A 21168-nucleotide genomic window follows, 5' to 3' on the forward strand; every position below is an offset into this window, starting at 1 on the left:
GGGAGAGGGGAAGTAAGGAGCTGATCAATGGTTGAGGTCTCTAATACGATCCGGTTCCTGCTCAATGGCGAGGAAGTGGCGCTGACGGATGTGGCGCCGGATTTGACGCTGCTGGACTGGCTGCGGCTGGAGCGGCGGTTGCGGGGCTCCAAGGAAGGCTGCGCCGAGGGTGATTGCGGCGCCTGCACGGTTCTGGTCGGCCGGGTGGCTGGCGACGAGATCATCTATGACTCGGTGACGGCCTGTATCCGGTTCGTGGCGAGCCTGCATGGAACCCACGTGGTGACAGTCGAGCATCTGCGCGGTGAAAATGGCGCTCTGCATCCGGTGCAGCAGGCGATGGTCGATTACCACGGCAGCCAGTGCGGCTTTTGTACGCCGGGCTTTGTGATGAGCCTTTATGGGCTTTGGATGCGCGATCCGCATCCGTCGCGTCCGGCCATTGAAAAGGCACTGCAGGGCAATCTCTGCCGTTGCACCGGCTATGCGCCGATCATCCGCGCGGCCGAAGCGATGTCGCAGTATGGCGCGCCGCAGGGCGATGTGCTGTGGGCCGAACGCATTGCCGTCAAGGACAAGGTGCGGGCCATTTTCGATGGTCGCCGCGTCGAAATCGGAGAGGGCGCAAACAAGATTTTCATCCCCGCCAACCTCGATGATTTTGCCGAAATCTATGCCGCGCATCCGGAAGCGCGGATCGTTGCCGGCTCGACCGATGTTGGGCTGTGGGTCACAAAATTCATGCGGGCCATTGGGCCGGTGATCTTCACCGGCCATCTGCAGGAACTGAAACGCATCGCCGAGAACAACAGCGAAGTGCGCCTTTATGCCGGTGTGACCTATTCGGAAGCGCTGCCGGTGATTGAAGCGAGCTTCCCCCAGCTCAAGGAGCTGTGGAACCGGTTTGCGGGCGAGCAGGTGCGCAATATGGGCACGATCGGGGGCAATATCGCCAATGGCTCGCCGATCGGCGACACGCCGCCGCCGTTCATCGCGCTGGGGGCAAAGCTCCATCTGCGCCAGGGCAGCCATAGGCGGGAGATCAAGCTCGAGGATTTCTTCATCGACTATGGCAAGCAGGACCGTCGGCCGGGCGAGTTCGTCGAGAGCGTGACGCTGCCGCTGCTGCCGGCCGGCGAGAAATTTGCCACCTACAAGATTTCCAAGCGCCGCGAGGAAGATATTTCGGCGCTGTGCGGGGCGTTCCGTGTGTTCGTCAATGATGTGGGTCGAGTGGGCATGGTGCGGATCGCCTTTGGCGGCATGGCGGCGACGCCCAAGCGCGCCAAGGCTGTGGAAGCCGCGCTCGATGGCAAGCGGTGGACCATGGACACCATCGAGGCCGCATTGCCGGCCTTCGCCGAGGATTTTCAGCCCATTACCGATATGCGCGCCAGCAAGGAATATCGGCTGCTGGCCGCGCAGAACCTGCTCAAGCGGTTTTTCCTTGAGACGCAGGGTCAGGGCGAGCGGCTGAAGCGGGAGGTGGCGTGATGGCTGTTTTGTGCGTTGAAGGCCCCCTCACCCTAACCCTCTCCCCGGAGGGGCGAGGGGATCAGATCGCGTTTGCGGGGCGATCTCAGCAAGCGGAAGGGTGTCTGCAATGAACAAGCATGAAGCGCCCATTGCCTTGTCGGTGCTGCACAGGAATACGCGCCATGACAGTGGCCCCAAGCATGTGACGGGGACGGCTGAATATATCGATGACATGATCGAGCCGGTGGGCACGATGCATGCCTATCTGGGGCTGTCGACCCGAGCCCATGCCGAGATCGCCTCGATTGATCTGGCGGCGGTGAAGGCTGCGCCGGGGGTGATCGGCGTTTTGACGGCAGAGGATATTCCGGGCGAGAATGATGTGTCGCCCAGCCACAAGCATGACGAGCCGATCTTTGCCCAGGGCAAGGTGCATTTCTGGGGCCAGCCGATGTTTGCGGTGGTCGCTGAGACGCGCGATGCGGCCCGACGGGCAGCGCAACTGGCCAAGGTCGAGTATCGCGATCTGCCCCATGCGCTCGATGTGCGCGCGGCGCAGGCGGCGGGCGGGGCGTTGGTGACCGATCCGCTCAAGCTCGAACGCGGTGACCTCGATGCCAGATTTGCGGCGGCGCCGCGCCGGGTCAAAGGCAGCATTGCTATTGGCGGGCAGGACCATTTTTATCTTGAAGGGCAGATCGCCTTTGCCGTGCCGGGCGAAGACGAGGACGTCACTGTTTATTCTTCCACCCAGCATCCGAGCGAAGTGCAGCTGATGGTCGCCCAGGTGCTGGCGATCCGGCACCATGCGGTGACCGTGCAGGTTCGGCGCATGGGCGGCGGTTTTGGCGGCAAGGAAACCCAGGGCAATCTTTTTGCCGCGGTGGCGTGTCTGGCGGCCAAGAAGTGGAACCGGGCCTGCAAGATCCGCCCGGATCGCGATGACGACATGCAGGCGACGGGCAAGCGACACGACTTCGTGGTCGATTATGACGTCGGCTATGACGAGAACGGAAAAATCCACGCGGTCGACGCCGTTTATGGCGCGCGGGCGGGCTTTTCCTCGGACCTCTCCGGGCCGGTGACGGATCGGGCGCTGTTCCACGCCGACAATGCCTATTGGTATCCGGCGGTGCGGGTGCGGTCCGAGCCGCTCTACACCAATACCGTGTCCAACACCGCGTTCCGTGGCTTTGGCGGGCCGCAGGGGATGATGGCGGCCGAGCGCTGGATCGAGGACATTGCCTATGCGCTGGGCAAGGATCCGCTGGAGATCCGCAAGGCCAATTTTTATGGCACGCACACCGACAATGTGACGCCTTATCACCAGACGGTGGAGGACAATGTCATCCATCGCGTGGTGGAAGAGCTGGAGGCATCGTCGGACTATCAGGCGCGGCGGCAGGCGATTGTCGCGTTCAACCAGACGAGCAGTGTGCTGAAGAAGGGCATTGCGCTGACGCCGGTCAAGTTCGGCATCTCCTTCACGGCGACCTGGTACAATCAGGCCGGCGCGCTGGTGCATGTCTATAAGGATGGCTCGATCCATTTGAGCCACGGCGGCACCGAGATGGGGCAGGGGCTCTATATCAAGGTGGCGCAGGTGGTGGCTGACGCTTTTGGCGTGGGCCTCGATGCTGTGAAAATCATGGCGACGACGACGGGCAAGGTGCCCAATACGTCGGCGACCGCAGCGTCTTCGGGGACCGATCTTAACGGCATGGCGGCCTGGGACGCCTGCGAGCAGATCAAGCGCCGGCTCGAGGCGCATGCGGCCAAGCTCTATGAGGCCGATGGCGTCGACTGCCAGTGGGTGCAGGGCGGGATGATGGTCGGCACGCGCTTCGTGCCCTTCGCCGAGCTTTGCGCATCGGCCTATCTCAACCGTGTGCAGCTTTCGGCGGCCGGGTTTTACAAGACGCCGACCATTCACTGGGATCGGGCGACCGGGCGCGGGCATCCGTTCTATTATTTCGCCTATGGCGCGTCGGTCAGTGAAGTGACCATCGATACGCTGACGGGGGAATATTCCGTCGATCGGGCGGATATTCTGCACGATGTGGGCAAGTCGTTGAACCCGGTGATCGATATCGGGCAGATCGAGGGTGGCTTCATCCAGGGCATGGGGTGGCTGACCACCGAGGAGCTGGTGTGGGACGGCAAGGGGCAGCTGAGGACACACGCACCCTCGACCTACAAGATCCCGCTGGCCTCGGATATTCCGCCGGTCTTTAATGTGAAACTGGCCGAATGGTCGGTAAACCGGGAGCCGACGATCGGGCGATCCAAGGCCGTGGGCGAGCCGCCGTTCATGCTGGCGATGAGCGTTGTGGAAGCGCTGGGCATGGCGGTGGCGAGCGTGGCGGATTACCGATATGCCCCGCAGCTCAATACGCCGGTGACGCCAGAGCGCGTGCTGATGGGCGTCGAACGGATCAAACGGGAGGCGCGGGGGTGAGGAATTTGGTGGCTGTGACCGCGTTACCCCCACCTAGCCTCCCCCTGACAGGGGGAGGGATCTATCGAGTGTGCGGTAAGGCTGGCGCGCCACAGACCCAGCTCCTCCCCCTGAGAGGGGGAGGTTGGGTGGGGGTGATTGCAGAATGAATTCCGCCGCCCTTGAGACTTTCCTTTCGGCCAATCGGGATGTGATTGCCTGTGAGCTGACGCAGGTGCGGGGGTCGTCGCCGCGGGCGGAGGGGACCTTCATGCTGGTGGGCATGGGGGCGATTTTCGGGACCATCGGGGGCGGGGCGCTCGAATATATGGTCATCGACCATGCGCGCCGGCTGATCGCCGAGGGTCGGGCGGAAGAGGCGATGGATGTGCCGCTGGGGCCGGAGATCGGCCAGTGCTGCGGCGGACGGGTGCTGGTCGGCCTGCGCTATGCCGACGCTCCGATTCGCCGGGAGCTTGCGGAGCGGGTCGCGGCGCTCGAAAGCGCGGAACCGCATGTTTATGTGTTCGGCGCGGGGCACGTGGGGCGGGCGCTGGCACATATACTTTCGGTGCTACCGGTGCGCGTCGAAGTCATCGATACCCGGCAGGAAGAACTTGATCTCCTGCCCGCAGGCGTGGCGTTCCGGCGGGTTGCCATGCCCGAGGCCGTGGTGCGCGCTGCGCCGGCCGGAAGTGCATTCGTTATCCTTACCCACGATCATGCCCTTGATTTCCTGATCGCTTTTGAGGCATTGGCGCGTAGGGACAGTCCCTATGTGGGCATGGTGGGATCGCGGACGAAGCGGGCGAAATTTGCCAGCTGGTTTCTCGAACAGGGCGGAAAAACTGAGGCGCTTGAGCAACTTGTGCTACCAATTGGGGCGCAGGGGCTTGGGGATAAACGCCCATCTGTTATTGCGGTGCTGGCGGCCGCTGAAATTATGGTTCAGATTGGGGGACGGGAAGCTACGAACGGGCGAACGCTCACCCCTTTCAAAAGGGGGGTGACGAGTGGACATTAACATGCCCAATCGGCTTGAACTGATCGGAATTACCAAGAGATTTCCAGGCGTTCTGGCCAATGACAACGTGTCGTTCGCCGTCAAGCCAGGGGAAATCCACGCGCTGCTCGGGGAGAACGGCGCCGGAAAATCCACTCTCGTCAAAATGATCTACGGCATCATGCAGCCCGATGCGGGGGAAATCCGCTGGAATGGCGCGCCTGTCGTGGTCACCAATCCCAAGGCCGCGCGAAAACTTGGCGTCGGCATGGTGTTCCAGCATTTCTCGCTGTTCGAAGCGATGACGGTGCTCGAAAACATCGCGCTGGGCATGGATGCGAAAATCCCGGCGCGCGAGCTCGAGGCGCAGATCCGCCAGGTGATGCAGACCTACGGGCTGGCGCTCGATCCGCATCGCACGGTGGCAACGCTCTCGGTGGGCGAACGCCAGCGCATTGAAATCGTCCGGGCGCTGCTGCTCAACCCCAAACTCCTCATCATGGACGAGCCGACCTCGGTGCTGACACCGCAGGAGGTCGAGCAATTGTTCGGCGTGCTGCGCCAGCTGGCGGCTGAAGGCTGCTCGATCCTTTATATTTCGCACAAGCTGCATGAGATCAAAGCGCTGTGCGACACGGCGACGATCCTGCGCGGCGGCAAGCTGGTGGACACATGCGATCCGCGCGTGGAAACCAGCCGCTCGATGGCCGAGAAGATGATCGGCAGCAATCTGAGGGACATCATCAAGCCGGAAGGGCGCAGCTTTGGCCCGGCCAAGCTGGTGGTGAACGCGCTGTCGACGCGAAAAGGCGGGCATTTTGACGTGCCGGTCGATGGCGTCAGCTTCGCCGTGCGGGCCGGGGAAATCCTCGGCATTGCCGGGGTGGCGGGCAATGGGCAGAACGCGCTGCTCGATGCGCTGTCCGGCGAAATCCGCAGCGAAGACCGCGATGCCATTACCATCGATGGCCAGGGGATCGGCCAGCTGGAGCCGACGGCGCGCCGCCGTCAGGGGCTTTGCGCCGTGCCGGAAGAGCGCAATGGCCATGCGGCGGTGGGCGATTTCACACTGGCTGATAATTCCGTGCTGACCGCCCGCGACCGCATGGGCATGGTCGGCTCGGGCCTGATCAATACGAGCGTTGCCAAGCTCTATACGAGCAAGATCATCGCCGATTTTTCCGTCAAGGCGCTGGGGCCGGCTTCGCTCGCCGGGTCGCTTTCAGGCGGAAACCTTCAAAAATACATCATGGGTCGGGAAATCCTGCAGAAACCCACGGTGCTGGTGGTGAGCCAGCCGACCTGGGGCGTCGATGCCGGTGCGGCAGCGGCCATTCACCAGGCGCTGGTGGATCTGGCGGCGTCCGGATCGGCGATCGTGGTGATCAGCCAGGATCTCGATGAATTGCGGGCGCTATGTGACACGCTGGCTGTGATCAACATGGGACGCCTGAGCCCGGCGCGGCCGGTGCAGGATTTCAGCATCGAGGAGATCGGCCTGCTGATGGGTGGGGTGCATGGGGGAATGGAAGAACGTGACGCAGTTCCGGCTTGAAAAAAGGCCCGAGCCCAGCAAGGCGATGCTCTACCTGACCCCGATCGGGGCGGTGCTGGCAACGGCGCTGGTCGGGGCCATCGTGTTTTCGCTGATCGGCTATGACGGTATCGGCGCGGTGCGGGAGATCTTCCTGACGCCAATCCTCAATCCGCTGAAATGGCAGGACCTTGCGGTCAAATCCGCGCCGCTGATCATCATCGCGGTGGGTCTCTCCATCGGGTATCGCGCCAATGTCTGGAACATCGGCGCCGAGGGGCAATATGTGCTCGGCGGGCTCGCCGCAACCGGCGTGGCGCTGTTGACGCGCGACTTCAGCGGACCATGGATCCTGCCGCTGATGATTGCCGCCGGCATGATCGGCGGCATGGCCTGGGCCGTGATCCCGGCTTTCCTCAAGACGCGGCTGCAGGTCAACGAAATCCTCACCAGCCTGATGCTGACCTATGTGGCCATCCAGCTGCTCAACTATCTGATCATCGGGCCGTGGAAAGACCCGATGGGGTTCGGTTTTCCGCAGACGCGGATGTTCACCGACGACCAGATGCTGCCGCGGGTGATCCCGGGGACCATCGTGCATCTCGGCGCACCGATCGCCATTGTCGTGGCCATTGCCGCCTGGTTCTTCATGAGCCGTTCGGTGCTCGGCTATCAGATCAAGGTGGTGGGCGCGGCCCCCAGCGCGGCGCGATATGGCGGGTTTTCGGTCAACAAGACCATCTGGCTGGCGCTGCTGACCAGTGGTGCGCTCGCAGGCCTGGCCGGCGTGCTCGAAGCGACTGGCCCGTTCGGGCGCATGGTGCCCTCGTTCCCGACCAATTACGGCTTTACCGCCATCATCGTCGCCTTCCTCGGGCGCCTGCATCCGATCGGCATTATCTTCGCCGGTCTGGCCATGGCGGTCTGCGTGGTGGGTGGTGAAGTGGCCCAGACCACGATCAAGCTACCCGTTGCTGCGGTTGGCATTTTCCAGGCAATGATGCTGTTCTTCCTGCTCGCCAGCGACGTTCTCGTTCGCTATCGGGTGCGTGTGGGAACGCGGCGCGAGGCGGAGGTGGCGCGATGAACCCGGACTTGCTGATCCCGATCATCATCACGCTGGTCGGCGCATCGACGCCCATTCTCATCGCTGGCCTCGGTGAACTCGTGGTCGAAAAGAGCGGTGTGCTCAACCTCGGCGTCGAAGGCATGATGCTGATCGGAGCGGTGGTGGCCTTTGCCGTGACCTATTCGACCGGCAATCACTGGCTGGCCATTGTCTGCGCCGCCATGGCGTCGATGGCATCCTCGATGATCTTTGCCTTCCTGACGCTGTCGCTGTCGGCCAGCCAGGTGGCGACGGGGCTGGCCCTCACCATTTTCGGCACCGGGTTCTCTGCGCTGTTCGGCCAGGCCTACACCGGCAAGCCGATCGTCATCTTTGACTCGGTGTTTCCCGACGAACTCGAAAATCACCCGTTCTGGCGCGTCTTCTTCGACCACAGCCCGCTGGTGTTTTTCTCGCTGTTCATGGTGGTGGCTGTCTGGTGGTTCCTCAACAAGAGCCGGGCAGGCCTCATCCTGCGGGCGGTTGGCGAGAACGACTTTTCCGCCCATTCCATTGGCTACTCGGTGATCAAGGTGCGCTATGCGGCTGTCGCTTTCGGCGGCGCCATGGCCGGTATCGCCGGGAGCTGTTTTCCGCTGCTGCTCACCCCGCAATGGGCCGAGCGGCTGACTGCAGGGCGCGGCTGGATCGCGCTCGCGCTGGTGGTGTTTGCCGCCTGGCGTCCGTTCCGGCTTCTGGCCGGCGCCTATCTCTTCGGGCTGGTGATGACCATCGAGGTCTACACCAAGGCCTCGGGCAGCATGGGCCTCTTCCCGTCCGAATTCTGGGCGGCTCTACCCTATCTGGCGACGATCATCGTTCTGGTGCTGATCTCGCTGCGGCGCTCCGGAAATTCGGCCGCGCCGGCCTGCCTGGGCAAGCCTTTCATGCCCGGTCAGTAAGAACAAAAAGTCTAGAGAAGTCAGTCAAGGAGAAGACAATATGACTATTCTAACCCGCCGCACGGCCCTCAAGCTTGGAGCCGCAGGCGTCATGCTTACGGTCGCGGGCCAGCTCGCTCTGGGCCAGGAGGGCCCGCTCAAGATCGGTTTCGTCAACGTCGGTCCCAAGGACGACAACGGCTGGACCTATGGCCACTGGGTCGGCGCGCAGGCTCTCGAGGAAGAGTTCGGCGACGCAATCGAAATCACCTTCGTCGAAAGCGTGCCGGAAGGCCCGGACTGCGAACGCGTGCTGCGTGAACTGGCCCAGCAGGGCAACAAGATCATCTTCGCCACGAGCTTCGGCTTCGGCGACTACACGATCAAGGTCGCCAAGGAATTCCCGGACGTGATCTTCGAGCACGCCACCGGCTACCAGCGCTCGGAAAACGTCGGCACCTACAACGCCCGCTTCCACGAAGGTCGCGCCGTCATGGGTACGCTGGCCGGTCACCTGAGCCAGACCAAGACCATCGGCTACATCGGTTCCTTCCCGATCCCGGAAGTTGTGATGGGCATCAACGCCTTCACGCTCGCTGCCCGCAAGATCAACCCGGAAATCACCGTCAATGTCGTGTGGCTCTCGAGCTGGCACGATCCGGCCAAGGAAGCTGACGCGGCCCGCGCGCTGATCGACCAAGGTGCCGACATCATCGTGCAGCACACGGACGGCCCGGCGGCTCTCCAGGTTGCCGAAGAACGCGGCATCATCGGTGGTTTTGGCCAGGGCGCCGACATGAGCGCTTTCGCGCCCAAGTCGCACCTCTCCGCCATCATCGACATCTGGGCGCCCCACTACATCCAGGTGGTCAAGGACGTTCAGGCCGGTACCTGGGTTTCTGACGACAGCTGGCCCGGCATTGCCGCCGGCGAAGTGGTGATCGGGCCGTACAACGAGAAGATCCCGGCTGACGTCGTCGCCGCTGCCGAAGCCGTCAAGGCCGGCATCGTCGATGGTTCGCTCAACCCCTTCGCCGGCCCGATCGTCGACAACACCGGCACCGAGCGCGTGCCTGCCGGCCAGACGCTCGACGATGCAGGCCTGTGGGCCATGGACTGGTATGTCGAGGGCGTGAAGGCCTAAGCGGCCTTTTCATCCACGACCTCACGACAAAAGGGGGGCGGGTTCATCCCCGCCCTCAACCTTGAAGGGGAGCCGAAATGGGCGATCTAGCGATTTTCTATGAATGGTCGATGTTTGCAGTACGCTGGCTGCATGTGATCACGGCCATCGCCTGGATCGGCTCATCCTTTTACTTCATTGCGCTGGACCTTGGCCTGCGCAAGACGCCCAGCCTGCCGCCGCTCGCCCATGGCGAGGAATGGCAGGTGCATGGCGGGGGCTTTTATCACATCCAGAAATATCTGGTGGCGCCGGAATTTCTGCCCGAGCACCTGACCTGGTTCAAATGGGAGAGCTACGCGACCTGGCTGTCAGGCGCGATGCTCTTGGCGCTGCTTTACTATGTAGGCGCCGACCTCTTCCTCATCGACCGCAATGTGCTCGACGTGCCCAATTGGGTGGCGATCCTGCTCTCGGCGGGCTCGATCGTTCTGGGGTGGCTGCTCTATGATGCGCTCTGCAAATCGCCCATTGGCCAGTCCACCACCGGGCTGATGCTGGTGCTGTTTGCCATTCTGGTAGCGATGAGCTGGGGCTATACGCAGCTCTTCACCGGGCGGGCGGCCATGCTCCATATGGGCGCGTTTACCGCGACCATCATGACGGCGAATGTCGCCATGATCATCATTCCCAACCAGAAGATCGTGGTGGGGGACCTCAAGGCCGGGCGCGTGCCGGACGCCAAATATGGCAAGATCGCCAAGCAGCGGAGCCTCCATAACAACTACCTGACGCTGCCCGTTATCTTCTTCATGCTGTCGAGCCACTATCCGCTGGCCTTTGCGACGCAGTGGAACTGGGTCATCGCTTCGCTGATCTTCCTCGTCGGCGTGGTCATCCGCCACTATTTCAACACCCGCCATGCGCGGAAGGGCAATCCGCACTGGACCTGGGCGGTGGCGGTGATCCTGTTCCTTGTCATTGCGTGGCTGTCGACGGCGCCGAAGATTGGTGAGGATCAGGAAGCACTGGTGTCGGCCAGCGCCGAGCGCTTCATGGCAGCAGAGCATTTCGAGGCGGCGAGCCTTGCGGTGCAGACGCGCTGCGCCATGTGCCACACGGCCGAGCCGAGCTGGGAGGGCGTCTATCAGGCGCCCAAGCATGTCATTCTCGACAATGATGCTGATATCGCCAACCACGCCCATGAGATTGTCATTCAGTCGGGCTATTCGCACGCCATGCCGCCGGGCAATGTCACCGCAATGACGGATGCCGAGCGGGCACTGCTGGTTGAGTGGTATCGCGAGGGATCCAAGTCATGACGCGGACCATCCTGCGCGGCCGGGTGCTGAGCTTTTTGCGGGCGCCCCAGGGGATCGAGGACAGCGAGAGCTTCCTCTATCTCGAGGATGGCGCCGTCACCATGGAAGACGGGCGGATCCTCGCGGTAGGGGAGTTTGAGGCGGCCGACCGGAGCGATGCCATTGTCATCGACCACCGGCCGAACCTGATCCTGCCGGGGTTCATCGACCTGCACCTCCATTATGTGCAGAGCCAGATCCTTGCTTCCTATGCCGGTTCGCTGCTGGAGTGGCTCAATACCTATACCTTCATCGCCGAGCAGAAGTTTGCCCAGCAGGGGCACGCCGATGCGGTGGCGGTGGAGTTCTTCGACACGCTGATCAGCAATGGCACGACCACAGCCGTGGCCTATTGCTCGAGCCATCCGCGCTCGGTGGACGCCTATTTCGCCGAGGCGCAGCGGCGCAACATGCTCGTCGTCGGCGGCAAGGTGATGATGGACCGCAATGCGCCCGAGGCGCTCTGCGACACAGCCCAGACTGGCTATGACGACACCAAGGCGCTGATCGCGCGCTGGCATGGGCGCGGGCGGGCGCATTACGCCATCTCGCCGCGCTTTGCCATTACCTCGACGCCCGAGCAGCTCGAGATGAGCCGGGCGCTGGTGGCCGAGCACCCAGAATGCTACGTGCAGACCCATCTGGGTGAAAACGACGCCGAGATTGCCTTTTCCATGGAGCTCTATCCCGAGGCCAAGGACTATACCGGCATCTACGAGGATTATGGGCTTCTAGGGCCCAAGACGCTGCTGGGCCACTGCATCCATCTCAACCATCGCGAGACGGCGGTGTTGGCTGAGACCGGGTCGGTGGCGGTGTTCTGCCCGACCTCGAACCTCTTCCTCGGCTCGGGCCTGTTTGATCTCGACCGGCTGAGCAAGGCCGGGACGCGGATCGGCCTTGCCACCGATATCGGCGGGGGCACCAGCTTTTCCATGCTGCGCACAATGGATGAAGGGTTCAAGATCCAGCAATTGCGCGGGCATCGCTGGAACCCGCTGGCGACGTTCCACCAGTCGACCCGCGGCAATGCCGAGGCGTTGGGGCTGGTCGACAAGATCGGCACCATCGCGCCGGGGAGCGATGCCGATCTCATCGTGCTTGACGCGCGGGCGACCCCGGCCATGCGGATGCGCATGGCGACAGTTGAGACACTGGTCGAAGAACTGTTCCTGCTCCAGACGATGGGCGACGATCGGGCGATTGCCGAAGTCTATGTTGCTGGTGCAAAAGCAAAGTCAACTTTAGGCGGGTTGTGACACCCGCTGCGATGGCCTAAAGCTGTCGCCAAGCTGTTATCAAAAGGCATATGGTATGAGCGACTACCCCACGAAATCCGGCCTTTCTGTACATCCGCTGCTGGTGGATTTCGTCGAAAAGGAAGCCCTGCCGGGGCTGGCCATCAGTGCAGATCAGTTCTGGAGTGGGCTTTCGGCGCTCGCCAAAGAGCATGTTCCGACCAATGAGCGCCTGCTCGCCAAGCGCGACGATATCCAGGGCAAGATCGACGACTGGCACCGCGCCAATGGCGCCGTGGCCGGCAAGGAAGAAGCCTATCAGGCCTTCCTGCGCGAGATCGGTTACCTCGTCGCCGAGCCTGCCGACTTCACCATCGAGACCGAAAACCTCGACCCGGAAATTTCCAGCATCTGCGGCCCGCAGCTGGTGGTGCCGGTTTCTAATGCCCGCTATGCGCTGAACGCGGCCAATGCCCGTTTCGGCAGCCTCTATGATGCGCTTTATGGCACTGACGCGATCAGCCGCGACGGCGATCTGGCGCCGGGCAAGGCTTTCAACGAGGCGCGCGCCGCAGCTGTCGTGGCCAAGGCCGCCGAATTCCTCGATGCCAGCTTCCCACTCGCGGGCGGCAGCCATAAGGACGTGACCGGCTACCACGTCGTGGCCGAAGGCGACACCAAGATGCTGGCCGTGGACACCGCCGACGGCCGCACCGGCCTGCGTGATCCGGACGCTTTTGTCGGCTATGCCGGCACCGAGAATGCCGGCCAGATCGTGCTCAAGCACAATGGCCTGCATGTGATCCTCGTGATCGCCCCGGAAACCGCCATCGGCTCCAAGCACGCTGCCGGCCTCTCCGATGTCGTCGTCGAGGCGGCGCTCACCACCATCCAGGACTGCGAAGACTCGGTCGCCGCCGTCGATGCGGAAGACAAGGTTGGCGTCTATCGCAACTGGCTCGGCCTGATGAACGGGACCCTCGAGGACACGTTCGAAAAGGGCGGAAAGCCGGTCACCCGCAAGCTGGTCGCAGATCGCGTGTTCAAGGACATTCGCGGCAATGAACTGGTGCTCAAGGGCCGCTCGCTGCTGCTCGTGCGCAATGTCGGCCACCTCATGACCACCGACGCGGTGCTGCTCGACGGCAAGCCGATGGGCGAAGGCCTGATGGATGCCGCCGTCACCGCGCTCTGCGCGATGCATGACAAGGGCGGCAATTCGCGCAATGGCTCGATCTATGTGGTCAAGCCCAAGATGCACGGCCCCGAAGAGGTCGCCTTCGCCTGCGCCATCTTCGCCTCGGTCGAGAAGTTCCTGGGCCTTGCACCCAATACCATCAAGATCGGCATCATGGACGAGGAGCGCCGTACCTCGGCCAACCTCAAGGCTGCCATCTATGAAGCGCGCGAGCGCGTCTTCTTCATCAATACGGGGTTCCTCGACCGCACGGGCGACGAAATCCACACCTCGATGGAAGCCGGCCCGGTGCTGCGCAAGGATGAGATCAAGGCCGAGCGCTGGATCTCTTCCTACGAAGATCGCAACGTGCTGATCGGTCTGGCCTGCGGGTTCTCGGGCAAGGCCCAGATCGGCAAGGGCATGTGGGCGCGTCCAGACGACATGGCCGCGATGATGGATTCCAAGATCGGTCACCCCAATTCGGGCGCGAACACCGCCTGGGTGCCGTCGCCGACCGCCGCGATTCTGCATGCGCTGCACTATCATCAGGTCGATGTGTTCGAGGCCCAGCGCCGCCGTCACAACCAGGCCCTGCCGGGCCTTGGCGAGCTTTTCTCCATGCCGGCGCTCGATGCTTCGACGCTCAGCCACGATGAGATCGTGCGCGAGCTCGAGAACAATGCGCAGGGCATTCTGGGCTATGTGGTTCGCTGGGTGCAGCAGGGCGTTGGCTGTTCCAAGGTTCCCGACATCAACAATGTCGGCCTGATGGAAGACCGCGCCACCTGCCGTATTTCGAGCCAGGCCGTCGCCAACTGGCTGCGCCACGGTCTCGTCAGCCGCGACGAGGTGACCTCGGTATTCGAGCGCATGGCCAAGGTGGTCGATGAGCAGAATGCCGGCGATCCGATCTATCGCCCCATGGCGGAGAACTATCAGTCGGTGGCCTTCCAGGCTGCGCTGGACCTGGCGCTCAAGGGCGTCGACCAGCCGAGCGGCTATACCGAACCGCTGCTCCACGCCGCCCGCCGCAAGGTCAAGGCCCGCGACAGCAAGTAAGGTTCTTGATTTTTGAGTTTGAGGCCCCCGCGTGAGCGGGGGTTTTTTTGTTTTTGTGGGGTGTTGAGGGGCTGAGGGTTTAAGGAAGTACCCCCTCCTAGCCTCCCCCTGAAGAAGGGGGAGGGACGGGCCGGAGCGCGGGATGGGTTAAGGTGCACTGACGGGCTCCTCCCCCTATCAGGGGGAGGTTGGGTGGGGTAATATGGGCGAGGTCTCTAGTTGGTTCCCCCTCCCGAGCGCCGCTAAAGCCTTCGGTCCAAGCTAGGCGTTGGCCGGGCCGAGGGGCTGATGTCCATCGTCTCCCTCCCCCTTGTGGGGAGGGAACAAGGGTGGGGGTGATCTAGGCGAGGTCTCTAGTTTGGCCCCCACCCAGCGCCGCTACGGCCTGCGGCCTAGCTTTGCTGCCCTCCCCACGAGGGGGAGGGAGAAGAAAGAGCCTTGAGGGTGGTGGTTGTTGGGGAGACCTAGACGTCCAGCAATCCAGCGCGGGCGGTGCGGGCCATCTGGACGAGGGTGAGGTGCATGTCCTGGGGGACGGTGAGGGGCTTTTCGAACCAGATGCGCCTGGTGCCGTCGCCAAGGGCGAGGTCGATGCCTTCGGCGTCGATGCCGGTGAGGACCCATTTGCCGCCGGGGGCTTTGGCGTAGAAGCGGGCATAGATGTCGACGGCTTCGGCATGGTCCTCGTTCATGTGCTCGAGGGCACGGGCTTCGGCGGCGGCGAGGGCGGGATCGGCGCTGGAGAGCAGGTCGGCCGGGGTCATGGCAAAGGCCTTGCCGAAGCCGCCATTGAAACTGGCGCTGATCGGTTCGAGCCGCACGAAGCGGAAGTCGCCGAGATCGGCGTAGAGTTTTGCCTTGGGCTGGTGGGCGAGGTAGCGGGCGTATAGGCGCGGGTGATCGGTGCTGTCGCGCTCGATGAATTTGGCTTCGGCCGCGATGGTGATGCGCGCATGGGCGAGCGGGTCGCCCTTGCCGGTTTCGCCCAGCAGCAGCGAACAGCGCGGATCAGTCCGGAGCGCCGGGAAATGGGCGGCGAGGCCGGAAATCAGCAGGATCGGGGCGCCGTCGAAATCGGTGGAGACGCCGACGCGGGTGACCTGCGGCGCGCCGGTCTTGGGGTCGAGCGTGGCAATGGCGCCGTGGCGAGCGGTGCGGATGATGGTCTTGGCCCAGCGGCGGGCCTCGTCGTCAGTGGGTTGGAGAAGGTCTTTTTCGGTCATCGCACGGCTCCTGACTGTCTGGTCGGAGGAGGGGAGGAGATGACGGCAATATCAGATTATGTCGTAGATCGGCAGCACGATGTGGGTGCCGGCGTGCAGGATCTCGATGTCATTGGCAATAAGCGTTGTCGCCGTCGCGATGTGTTCGGCGGTACCCGGATTGCGGGCGTAGCGGGGGTGGGCGCCGGAGGCGATGAGAAGGCGCGCAGCATGGCCGACGCAGAAAGTGTGGGCCGTAGCATGAAGGGGAATGGCGAGGCGCCAGGACCCGTCCGGCTCCTGCGGGGTGTCCGGGGTGACGCGGACAAAGCCGTCACAGATATTGGTTGAGACGCCGTCCGGGTCGACATCGGACAGACGGACGAAGAAATCGACGTGCGGGAGGCTAGCCCGGGCCTGGAGGACAATTTGGCACTGGCCGATGATGGTCACCTCGTCGCGGATTTCCGGGCCGGTGTAAACGAGGACATCGGGGCGGGCCTCGAGCGGGGCATTGTCGACCGCACCGGCGCCGGTGAAGGCGAAAATCGCGCCGCCGAGATTAGGTGTCGGCTCGTTGGGGTCATAGCGGTAGCTGTCGGCGCCCTTTTTTGCGGGCACCCGCGCGAGTTTGCCATTGGCGCTGGCGTGAAGCGTGCGCAGCGCCGGTGGACCGGGCGGGTAGGCGTCGAACTCATGCCATGTGTTGCGGCCGGAAATGTGGAGCCGCACCGGCTTCTGCCGAAGGCCGGAGCTGTCGCCCATGAGCTTGGCGCGCATCCACAAAATGGTCTCGCGGAGATTGTCGCGCTGCAGTTCTTCGGCGATGTGAAACCAGGTGCCGATGGTGAGATAGGGCGTGTGGCCGAGGGCGACGAGGCGCTGATAATCGGCCAGCAGCGGATCGAGCATGAAATCATACCAGCCGGAGATAAAGTGAACCGGCGGGGTGTCCTCCGAGAGGCGATGACTGTGGTCGAGCTCCTCCCAGAAGGCGTCATTGCCGATGGCGTTTTTGAACCAGTGACGCCAGAACGGGATTTTGTGGCCGACGACGGCCTTATCGGCGTTGATGAGCGGCAGCACGGCTGAGGCGCGCTCGGTGCGGCGTTCGATATCGCCGGAGAACATGCGGGCGGCGGTGGTGAGGGGTCGATTGCGCAGGCCTTCGATGATTTGCACCCAGGAGAGCCAGAGGCTGAGGTGGAAGGCACCGGAGGGAAAGACCACGGGGCGGAAATTTGACGTGGTGACCTTGGTGGCCATGGCGGAGATTTTCGGAAGGGCGTCGCTGATCGCCCATTGGGCATAGCCGAGATAGGAGGGGCCGGTGAGCCCGAGGCGGCCATCGAACCAGTCCTGCTGTTCGATCCAGCGCAGGGTGGCGAGGCCATCGGCGCGCTCATTGGCAAAGGGATCGAACTCCCCGCCGGAACGCTCGGTGCCGCGGCAGGCCTGAACGATGACGTGGAAGCCGCGCTCGGCATAGGCGCGGGCAATGGCGCCGAAACCGCTGCGCCCATAGGGCAGGCGCATGAGGATGGTCGGATGGGGGCCGTCGGCGCGCGGGGCGTAGTGATCGGTCTTGAGCACGACGCCGTCGTCCATCACGAGGCCGAGGCCGCGCGTCTTTTTCACCCTGTTCAGGCGGGGCGGGAGATCTTCGGCCCGGGCCAGATAAAGGGTGGAGAGGCTCATTTCGGGTCAGCTCACGAAGTCGAATTTGTCGACGTCGAAGAGGCCGCGATCGGTCATCTTGAGGTGGGGGATCACCGGCAGGGCGAGGAAGGAGACCTGGAGGAAGGGCTCGGGCAGGACGCAGTCGAGCGCCTGGGCGGCGATCCGGAGATGGTGGAGGTCGTGGGCGACGTCCTCGAAGCTCTTGAGGCTCATGAGGCCAGCGATCGGCAGGGCAAGCTCGGCGGTGATCTCGCCGTCCTTGGCGACGACGAAGCCGCCGCCCAGTGCGATGAGTCGGTTGACCGCGGCGGCCATGTCGGCGTCGTTGGCGCCGACCACGGTTATGTTGTGGCTGTCGTGGCCAACGGAGGATGCGATGGCGCCGCGCTTGAGCCCAAAACCTTTGACGAAGGAGCGGCCGATATTGCCGTTCTTGCCGTGGCGTTCGATTACCGCGACCTTGATGACATCGGCATCGAGATCGGGCTGGAGGCCCTTTTCGGTGGTGGCGAGGCTGGCTTCCTCGCGGAAGGTGAGGATGAGGCCGGGTTTGACGCCGATCACGGGCACGCGGTTCTGGCCGGGCTTTGCCTCGGTGATGAAGGCTTCGGCGGCGAGGGGCTTTGCCTTCATCGAGGTGAGGCCGACCGGCTCGACGTGTCCGCGGGTGTCGAAGAGTTCGGGGGTCACACGGCGGCCGGCGGCGATGACGTCGGAGACGCGGCAGTTTTCGAGGCTGTCGACAAGCACGATATCGGCGCGCCAGCCGGGGCCGAGGAGGCCGCGATCCCTGAGGCCAAAGATGCGGGCGGCAGAATGGCTGGCGGCGCGATAGACGTGGTGGAGCGGGCGGCCCATGGCGATAAGGCGACGGATGGAGCTATCGAGGTGCCCCTCCTCGGCGATGTCGAGGGGATTGCGGTCGTCGGTGCAGAGGGCGACGAAGCTCGATGTGTTCTCATCGAGGATTTCGGCGAGGGCGACGAGGTCCTTGGAGACCGAGCCCTCGCGGATGAGGATGGCCATGCCTTTGGCGAGCTTCTCGCGGGCTTCGGCGGCGGAGGTGGCTTCGTGGTCGGTGCGGATGCCGGCGGCGAGATAGCCATTGAGGCCCTGGCCGAGCAGCAGCGGCGCGTGGCCGTCGATATGGCCGTCCTGATAGGCGACGAGTTTTGCGAGGATGCCCGGATCGGCGTTGAGCACACCGGGAAAATTCATCATTTCCGCAAGGCCCAGTGCCTTGGGATGGCTGCGGAAGGGCAGGAGGTCTTCGATCTCGAGCTGGGCGCCGGCGGTTTCGAAGGGCGTTGCCGGGACGCAGGAGGAGAGATTGACCCGCACATCCATGATGGTGCGCTCGGCGCTGTCGAGAAAGTAGCGAATGCCTTCGGCCCCCAGCACGTTGGCGATCTCGTGCGGGTCGCAGAGAACGGTGGTGACGCCATGCGGCAGGACGCAGCGGTCGAATTCGAGCGGGGTGACCAAGGAGGATTCGATGTGGAGGTGGGTGTCGATGAAGCCGGGGACGGCAAAGCGACCGGTGCCGTCGATGATTTCAGCGCCCTCATAGTGGGCGTGCGTGCCGACGATCCGGTCGCCGACGATGGCGATGTCCGTGGTGGTGACAGCGCCGGTGATAACATCGAGCAAGCCGACATTGCGGATAACGAGGTCTGCGGGCTCCTTCCCCTGTCCGGCATTGATCATTCGGGTCAGGGTTTCGGGCGCTGTCATCTGGGCATTGTCCTTGAGAAAACTCCGCGCGAGGGTCGACCGGGGCCGGCGCGGCGTCAAGTCCCCGCGGAACCGGCATGGCCGGCAGACGTTCAATCAGCAACCAAGGAGAGCGTCATGGAAACCTACGATCCGCACAAGACCAAAACCGAGGTCCGTCAGGCCAGCCCGCGCAAGATGAATTTGCGGGTGCTTACCTTTTCTCTCATCGGGGTCGTGGTGGCGTTCGTCGTGATCTACGTCATTTATTCGATGATGGGGCAGGGCGCGCAGTAGCGCACCCACCCCACGTTGCCGGTGCTGCCGGGCTGGCAGGCGCGGCGCCAATCAGATAATCCTGCGCCAGCAATTGCGTTGGGAGGAAAAAGACCATGGCACGGGTTCGGGCGCTGGTTCTGGAGCGCCAGCATGAGCTGGCATTGCGCGAAATCGATCTGCCGCTCGAGGTCGGGCCGGGAATGGTCAAGATTGCCATCCACACAGTGGGGGTGTGTGGGTCGGACGTGCATTATTACACCCATGGCCGGATCGGCCCCTTCGTGGTCAATGCGCCGATGGTGCTGGGGCATGAAGCTGCCGGAACGGTGACCGAAATTGGCTCGGGCGTTACCCATCTCAAGGTCGGTGACCGGGTGTGCATGGAACCGGGTATTCCCGATCCCAACTCACGCGCCAGCCGTCTGGGGATGTACAATGTCGATCCCGCGGTCAATTTCTGGGCGACGCCGCCAGTGCATGGTGTGCTGACGCCCGAGGTCGTGCATCCAGCCAATTACACGTTCAGGCTGCCCGACAATGTGAGCTTTGCCGAAGGCGCCATGGTCGAGCCTTTTGCGGTGGGCATGCAGGCGGCGACCAAGGCGAAGATCACCCCGGGCGATACGGCGGTGGTGCTGGGCGCAGGCCCGATCGGCACAATGGTGGCGCTGGCAGCACTCGCAGGCGGCTGTGCCCGCGTGATCGTTGCCGATCTCGCCCAGCCCAAGCTCGATATCGCGGCGAAATACCAGGGCATCATCCCGGTCAATATCCGGGACACGAACCTTGCCGAGGAAATCGGTCGGCTCACCGAGGGGTGGGGCGCCGATGTGGTGTTCGAATGCTCTGGATCGCCCAAAGCCTGGGAAACGATCATGGACCTGCCGCGGCCGGGCGGGGCAATTGTCATTGTCGGGCTGCCGGTCGAAGCGGTGAAGGTCGATATTGCGGCGGCATCGACCAAGGAAGTGCGGATCGAGAACGTGTTCCGTTATGCGCATCAGTATGACCGCGCCATCGCGCTGATCGCCTCGGGCAAGGTCGATCTCAAGCCGCTGATTTCCGAAACCTTCGCGTTCGAGGATTCGATCAAGGCGTTTGATCGGGCGGTCGAGGCGCGGCCGAGCGATGTCAAACTGCAGATCAGGCTGGGATAAGTCGAACCCCGCGCAGCGTCTCCGCCTGGCCTTTGGCCGGGCGGCAGCACGCTAGTCGAGGGAACCGGAGCTGCCGGGCAGAGTTGGGCTTGTGAAAAGTCCTTTCCCCGGTGTGGCTCATGGAAGTCGGCAATAGTTTCGGCTTGGTCGATACCTATCTCCCCCAACACATCATCGCCATCCGGCTGGTGCTGGCGGGTATTTTCGGCGCAATCATCGGGTTCGAGCGCGAGCAGCATTCTTCGGGAGCGGGACTGCGCACCCATATCCTGATTGCGATCGCGGCTTCGCTCTTCACCATTCTGGCCTTCGAAATCTTCCACACCATTGATGAGGGTGGCCAAGGCGGGCAGGGTGGCCAGCGGGCCGATCCGATCCGCGCGGTCGAGGCGGTGACGGCGGGTATCGCCTTTCTGGGGGCGGGAGCGATCTTCCGGCGGGGCAGCGGCGTGCAGGGACTGACGACCGGCGCGGGCATGTGGCTGGCCGGGGCCGTCGGCGTGGCGACTGCACTCGGACACTACATTATTGCTGGTGGGGTGGCGCTATTGGCCGTGCTGGTGATGGCCAGCCTGCGCTTTTTTGCCCATCAGGTGCTGCGCCAGACGGCGCCGGAAAAGGAAAGGCTCGATCCCTAACTGGGGAGGGGCCGCGGGGAGAAGCCGTAAGTAGACCAGGCTGCGCAGAGGGACGACGCGCTGCCCGATACATGCTTCTCCCCCCGTACGGTTGCGATC

General features: G+C 63.4%; 16 protein-coding genes. 13 read left to right on the forward strand and 3 right to left on the reverse strand.

The features are described 5' to 3' along the window. The first annotated feature begins 27 nt into the window (after positions 1-27). The 10 genes from xdhA to NYQ88_RS06140 all read left to right on the forward strand — a co-directional run bounded on the left by xdhA (position 28) and on the right by NYQ88_RS06140 (position 14400). The gene (gene xdhA / locus NYQ88_RS06095) at positions 28-1494 is read left to right on the forward strand and encodes a xanthine dehydrogenase small subunit (RefSeq protein WP_275654064.1); all 1467 of its coding nucleotides are present in this window, start codon (positions 28-30) and stop codon (positions 1492-1494) included. A gap of 109 nt (positions 1495-1603) precedes the next feature. Beyond that, positions 1604-3934, forward strand: coding sequence for a xanthine dehydrogenase molybdopterin binding subunit (gene xdhB, locus NYQ88_RS06100; RefSeq protein WP_275654065.1), 2331 nt, complete (start codon positions 1604-1606; stop codon positions 3932-3934). Positions 3935-4079: 145 nt separating this feature from the next. After that, positions 4080-4937: a xanthine dehydrogenase accessory protein XdhC gene (xdhC, locus tag NYQ88_RS06105; protein ID WP_275654066.1), complete on the forward strand. Its 858-nt coding sequence runs from the start codon at positions 4080-4082 to the stop codon at positions 4935-4937. 1 nt (position 4938) lies between these two features. Beyond that, positions 4939-6471 carry an ABC transporter ATP-binding protein gene (locus tag NYQ88_RS06110; protein ID WP_275654067.1) on the forward strand — a complete coding sequence of 511 codons (1533 nt, stop codon included), beginning with the start codon at positions 4939-4941 and terminating at the stop codon, positions 6469-6471. After that, entirely contained in the window at positions 6434-7537 is a 1104-nt protein-coding gene (locus tag NYQ88_RS06115; RefSeq protein WP_275654068.1) for an ABC transporter permease, read from the forward strand. Before NYQ88_RS06110 ends, NYQ88_RS06115 begins: the two co-directional genes overlap by 38 nt. Next, entirely contained in the window at positions 7534-8460 is a 927-nt protein-coding gene (locus NYQ88_RS06120) for an ABC transporter permease (RefSeq protein ID WP_275654069.1), read from the forward strand. The genes NYQ88_RS06115 and NYQ88_RS06120 overlap by 4 nt, the downstream gene beginning before the upstream one ends. Positions 8461-8500: 40 nt before the next feature. Beyond that, positions 8501-9583, forward strand: a complete 1083-nt coding sequence (locus tag NYQ88_RS06125; RefSeq protein ID WP_275654070.1) for a BMP family ABC transporter substrate-binding protein — start codon at positions 8501-8503, stop codon at positions 9581-9583. Between the two features lie 77 nt (positions 9584-9660). Further along, positions 9661-10884: a urate hydroxylase PuuD gene (locus NYQ88_RS06130; protein WP_275654071.1), complete on the forward strand. Its 1224-nt coding sequence runs from the start codon at positions 9661-9663 to the stop codon at positions 10882-10884. Continuing rightward, entirely contained in the window at positions 10881-12182 is a 1302-nt protein-coding gene (gene guaD / locus NYQ88_RS06135) for a guanine deaminase (protein WP_275654072.1), read from the forward strand. Before NYQ88_RS06130 ends, guaD begins: the two co-directional genes overlap by 4 nt. A gap of 55 nt (positions 12183-12237) precedes the next feature. Further along, positions 12238-14400 carry a malate synthase G gene (locus NYQ88_RS06140; protein WP_275654073.1) on the forward strand — a complete coding sequence of 721 codons (2163 nt, stop codon included), beginning with the start codon at positions 12238-12240 and terminating at the stop codon, positions 14398-14400. Positions 14401-14864: 464 nt separating this feature from the next. Here NYQ88_RS06140 and NYQ88_RS06145 read toward each other — a convergent pair whose 3' ends face one another. From NYQ88_RS06145 to ade, 3 genes are read right to left on the reverse strand one after another with little or no spacing between them, the layout of a single operon-like run. After that, on the reverse strand, positions 14865-15623 hold the full coding sequence (locus NYQ88_RS06145) for a DUF2470 domain-containing protein (RefSeq protein WP_275654074.1): 759 nt from the start codon (positions 15621-15623) through the stop codon (positions 14865-14867). Between the two features lie 51 nt (positions 15624-15674). Beyond that, positions 15675-17300: a CocE/NonD family hydrolase gene (locus NYQ88_RS06150; protein WP_275654075.1), complete on the reverse strand. Its 1626-nt coding sequence runs from the start codon at positions 17298-17300 to the stop codon at positions 15675-15677. A gap of 6 nt (positions 17301-17306) precedes the next feature. Next, on the reverse strand, positions 17307-19016 hold the full coding sequence (gene ade, locus NYQ88_RS06155) for an adenine deaminase (protein ID WP_275654076.1): 1710 nt from the start codon (positions 19014-19016) through the stop codon (positions 17307-17309). A 117-nt stretch (positions 19017-19133) separates the two neighbouring features. Between ade and NYQ88_RS06160 the strand changes: the two genes are divergently transcribed. From NYQ88_RS06160 to NYQ88_RS06170, 3 genes are all read left to right on the forward strand, one after another. Beyond that, positions 19134-19292 (forward strand): hypothetical protein, encoded by a 159-nt coding sequence (locus NYQ88_RS06160; protein ID WP_275654077.1) that lies wholly within the window; start codon positions 19134-19136, stop codon positions 19290-19292. A gap of 95 nt (positions 19293-19387) precedes the next feature. Continuing rightward, entirely contained in the window at positions 19388-20431 is a 1044-nt protein-coding gene (locus NYQ88_RS06165; protein ID WP_275654078.1) for an NAD(P)-dependent alcohol dehydrogenase, read from the forward strand. A gap of 119 nt (positions 20432-20550) precedes the next feature. After that, positions 20551-21069, forward strand: coding sequence for an MgtC/SapB family protein (locus NYQ88_RS06170; protein WP_275654079.1), 519 nt, complete (start codon positions 20551-20553; stop codon positions 21067-21069). The last annotated feature ends 99 nt before the right edge of the window (positions 21070-21168 follow it).

The organism is Devosia sp. SD17-2 (assembly GCF_029201565.1).
Taxonomy (GTDB): domain Bacteria; phylum Pseudomonadota; class Alphaproteobacteria; order Rhizobiales; family Devosiaceae; genus Devosia.